We start from the raw sequence: 3,718 nt of genomic DNA, 5'->3' as shown, positions 1-3,718 counted from the left end.
GACGCCATTCGCACCGCCGCAAAGGAGGTGGTCCAGGGGCGTAGGCGTCGCCCAGGGAGTCGCATCGCCGATGTACACAACCTCGAGATTCCAGGTATTTGACGAAAGGATGCACAATGTCACTACACCGCGGGGGGCCAGCACCCCGTGATAGAGCACCAGGGTGATCTCGGGCCGCGGCGTCAAAGCCGCCAGCTTCTCGAGAAACTCCACCGGCTCGAAGCGCAGATACGCCGTCCCGTCGCTCCAGGGGCGCTTGAGCTCCAGCCGCACTCGACCGTCGGCAAGGCGCCGGAGGCGGTTTTCGGCCAGTGGCGGCCTCAGCACGTAGGCCCTCCTCGGGTTGGGGTCTTGTCAGGAGCCTAACGGCACTGCGGCATGACCTTCTCGGCGATGTCTGCCATCAGCGCCGTGATGCGCGCCATCTCCCCCGAGTTCAAGGCCAGCACGATGTGCTCGACACCGGCACGCTGGTAGGCTTGAATGCCGGCGATCATCTGGTCTGCGCTGTCGCCGGGGAGGCGCGCGCGGCCCGCCGCGCGCTGGCTCGACGCCCGCCCGCTCACTTCCACTTCCACCCGCATGGACATGGTCAGGGTATCCGGGTCGCGTCCCGGCGCCGTCGCCAGTTTCCGCACTTCCTCTCGCCCCGCACTGAAGTCGTCCGGAGATATGCCGGTGGGATGCCACCCGTCACCGATCGTGGCGGCACGCCGCAAGGCGCCTGGACTCGACCCACCAACCCAGAGAGGAATAGAGGGCTGCTGCAGAGGCTTGGGGGCGAACTTGAAGCCGGCCAGGTTCCAGCGCGCGCTGCGATAGCGGGGATCGGCCTTGGTCCACAGCTCCTTCATGATCGCCATGCACTCGTTCGTGAGCGCGCCGCGCTGGCGGAAGGGCACTCCCAAGGCCTCGAACTCCTCGGCCATCGCCCCGGCGCCAACACCCAGGATCACGCGCCCGCCCGACATCTGATCCAGACTCGCGGTGTATTTCGCGAGCTCCACAGGATTGTGGTAGGGCAGGACCAGCACGGAGGTGCCCAGAGTGACGCGCTTCGTGGTTGCCGCCAGGTACGACAGCGTGGCGAGGGGATGATAGTACGGCTTGTCGTCGAGGCGTTCTCGGATGTAACCGCTGTTCAACAGATGGTCCATGACCCAGACGGAGTCGTAGCCCAATGCCTCGGCGAGTGGCCCCATGGCCAGCACTTGCAAAGGATCGGCGATGCCCCAGTTGTTGGGTATGGTCACGCCGAAGCGCATCGACGCCGCCGAACCGGTGGAGTCGTGACGGTTTCGCGGCCCTAGCTCAGCACCTCCCGGAAGGACCGGATCGCGGCCATGTGTGCCGTCGGCGAGGTAAAGCCGGCGCGCATTGTATCCACGGCCACGTGCGTGGCCCCCAGGGTGCGCCACGCTTCCACGCGGCGGCGCCATTCGTCCTTGTCCAGCCCTTGAATGCTGATCCAGGGGTCGATGCCAAACTGCTTGGGATCGCGACCGGCGGCCTCCAGATACCCATGGAGTTGGTCCACGTAAGCTTTCATGCGATCGTCAGGCGGTCTCCCGGCCGGCATCCAGCCGTCCCCGATCCGCGCGGCACGCCTGAGCACGGGCTCCGCGGCACCCCCGAGCCAGACCTGGATGGGACGTCGAACGGGCAGCGGATTGATCCCGGCATTGTCAATCACGTGGTGCGCGGTCTTGTGAGTGACGAGCGGCTGGGTCCAGAGCTTGCGGAGGACTTCGATCTGTTCTTCAACGCGACGCCCGCGCGTCTGAAACGACTCGCCGAGCGCGTCGTACTCGACGTAGTTCCAGCCAATCCCAATGCCGAGGCGCAGGCGGCCTCCACTCAGGACGTCGACCTCCGCGGTCTGCTTGGCCACAAGGGCCGTCTGACGCTGCGGCAGGATGAGAATGCCGGTGACGAGCTCGAGTCTCGTGGTGATCGCAGCAAGGAATCCGAAGAACACCATGGGCTCATGAAACGGATGTTCGTACGTGTACGGCCCCGTCAGCTTCGGCTCACGACTGGGGTGAGCCCCGAGCACGTGGTCGTAGACGAGCAGGTAGTCATAGCCGAGCCCCTCGGCCGCCTGCGCGTAGTCCTTGATGGCCTGGATATCGTTCCCAAACTCCGTCTGGGGAAACACGACCCCATACTTCATGGCGCTTTCTCCTCGTGTGCTATTGGCACGGTTGGGCCTTCGGCGCGAGGGCGGCGAGGAGCTGCTCGTCGGGCAGCGCTGGCCTGGCCTCGTTGGGGTTGAGCGCCTGGATGCAGACATGGCCGGCGCCGGCCGCCCAGTGCTCGTCGATGTGCCGGCGGATCGTCGCCGTGGCGCCCCGGGCGATCACCGCGTCGGCCGAGCGTAGATAACATGAAGCCCGTTCTCAGTCATGGCGCCCCGCTGCCCAAGCTCTTCCCTCCTTGTCACAGCTCTTCCCCCCTTGTCAGGTAGAGGATTTCGCGTCATCGCATTGCGGGCCGATCGTGCCTAACGGCTCAGTCGCCGCCTCCGCCGCCGTCGCCACCATCGCCGTCGCCATCGCCCATATCGCCGATGGCATCGAATGCCCGTCCAGGCTGTCGAGGGCACCCACGTCGAAGTCGAAAGAGTCGAGATCGAGGTTGGATACATACAGCTCGAATCCACCGCTCGGGCTCTTGTTTCCCATGCCTTTGCGAAGCACTTGGCTGAGCCGCTCGAGGTCGGGGAAGAACGGGTTCATCAACACGACGGCCGAGCCGAGCATGCCCACGAGCGCGAGCGCTTGCCTCGGGTCTCGCTCGACGGACGCGCCGAAGTCGCGGTCAACGGTCTTCATCAAGGCTTCGAGCTCGGCCCTGGCGGCCGCCCCCGTGGCGGTCTCCACGTACCTCGTGATTGGAAACAGTCCCAGCACCCTGTATTCCTCGCGCCGATAGAGCCCGCGCTCCATCAGCGCGGGCACTACCACTCCGCGTGTGTAGCCCTTCACTGGCATGCCGCGGTCGCGCGCGGACTTTGGCAAGTCCTTGATCCGCACACCACGAGCGACGAGCTCGAGCAGCCCCTTCTTGAAGGCCTCTACACCGCTCGCCCGCGGACCGTTCAGGAGCACATACGACTCCGGTGCCGTGAGCTGCCATCTTGGCGCCGCCCCCGGAACCGGGGTATCGAGTCTAGATGTCTCCATCCCATGCCTCCTTTGCCGGTGAGCGTAGATAACATGAAGCCCGTTCTCAGTCATGACCCGCCTCACCCGAGGTTTTTCCCCAAGGGTCTTCCTTATCACAGCGGGGTTCGTAGCGCCACGTGGGGAAGTCCACGCTCCTGCGTAACGCTGACGGCGAAACGCGCCAGTGCTCAGAAAACGATACAGCACGGAGAGACCCTGACGACCCTCGCAGGACGGGAGAGACAGGTTAGCCTGGCACTGACGTACGCGCGTGACGGCGCGCTACGGGGACCCGCCGGCGCTTCGCAGCGACGGCGGGTCCGCTGAGCTGGACCGCTAGACGGTGACGGTGAGGAAGAGGCTCGCGTCCTGACGCTGGATCCGGAAGAGCATCGGCTTGCCCTTGGCGCGCTTGTCCACGGACTCGCGGAGCTCGGCCACGCTCTTGATAGGCTTCTTGTCCACTTCCACGATCACGTCGCCGCGCTCGAAGCCCGCGTCGGCGGCGGGGCTGCCCTCCTCGACACGCTGGACCACGAGGCCCTGGGTCG

General features: G+C 65.6%; 6 protein-coding genes. All 6 read right to left on the bottom strand.

Annotated features, from left to right (window positions below; all coding sequences use genetic code 11):
- On the bottom strand, nucleotides 1-327 hold a 327-nt coding region (locus Q7W02_13010; protein ID MDO8477088.1), incomplete at its 3' end, for a transposase.
- A gap of 35 nt (nucleotides 328-362) precedes the next feature.
- Entirely contained in the window at nucleotides 363-1,265 is a 903-nt protein-coding gene (locus Q7W02_13005) for an LLM class F420-dependent oxidoreductase (GenBank protein ID MDO8477087.1), read from the bottom strand.
- A gap of 41 nt (nucleotides 1,266-1,306) precedes the next feature.
- The gene (locus tag Q7W02_13000) at nucleotides 1,307-2,173 is read right to left on the bottom strand and encodes an LLM class F420-dependent oxidoreductase (protein ID MDO8477086.1); all 867 of its coding nucleotides are present in this window, start codon (nucleotides 2,171-2,173) and stop codon (nucleotides 1,307-1,309) included.
- Nucleotides 2,174-2,192: 19 nt separating this feature from the next.
- On the bottom strand, nucleotides 2,193-2,363 hold the full coding sequence (locus Q7W02_12995) for a hypothetical protein (protein MDO8477085.1): 171 nt from the start codon (nucleotides 2,361-2,363) through the stop codon (nucleotides 2,193-2,195).
- A 96-nt stretch (nucleotides 2,364-2,459) separates the two neighbouring features.
- Complete coding sequence (locus Q7W02_12990; GenBank protein MDO8477084.1) at nucleotides 2,460-3,239, bottom strand: hypothetical protein; 780 nt, start codon at nucleotides 3,237-3,239, stop codon at nucleotides 2,460-2,462.
- Nucleotides 3,240-3,503: 264 nt separating this feature from the next.
- Nucleotides 3,504-3,718: PDZ domain-containing protein (locus Q7W02_12985; protein MDO8477083.1), on the bottom strand; the 215-nt coding region annotated here is incomplete at its 5' end.

Source organism: Candidatus Rokuibacteriota bacterium (assembly GCA_030647435.1).
In the GTDB taxonomy this organism is placed as follows: domain Bacteria; phylum Methylomirabilota; class Methylomirabilia; order Rokubacteriales; family CSP1-6; genus AR37.
Note: the sequence above shows the minus strand (reverse complement) of the source record. Positions and strands in the feature narration are given on the sequence as shown.

What these genes read in the sequence shown, in the direction of transcription:
- Q7W02_13005 (MDO8477087.1), bottom strand. Translation starts at nt 1,265, where the DNA reads ATGCGCTTCGGCGTGACCATACCCAACAACTGGGGCATCGCCGATCCT.
- Q7W02_13000 (MDO8477086.1), bottom strand. Translation starts at nt 2,173, where the DNA reads ATGAAGTATGGGGTCGTGTTTCCCCAGACGGAGTTTGGGAACGATATC.
- Q7W02_12990 (MDO8477084.1), bottom strand. Translation starts at nt 3,239, where the DNA reads ATGACTGAGAACGGGCTTCATGTTATCTACGCTCACCGGCAAAGGAGG.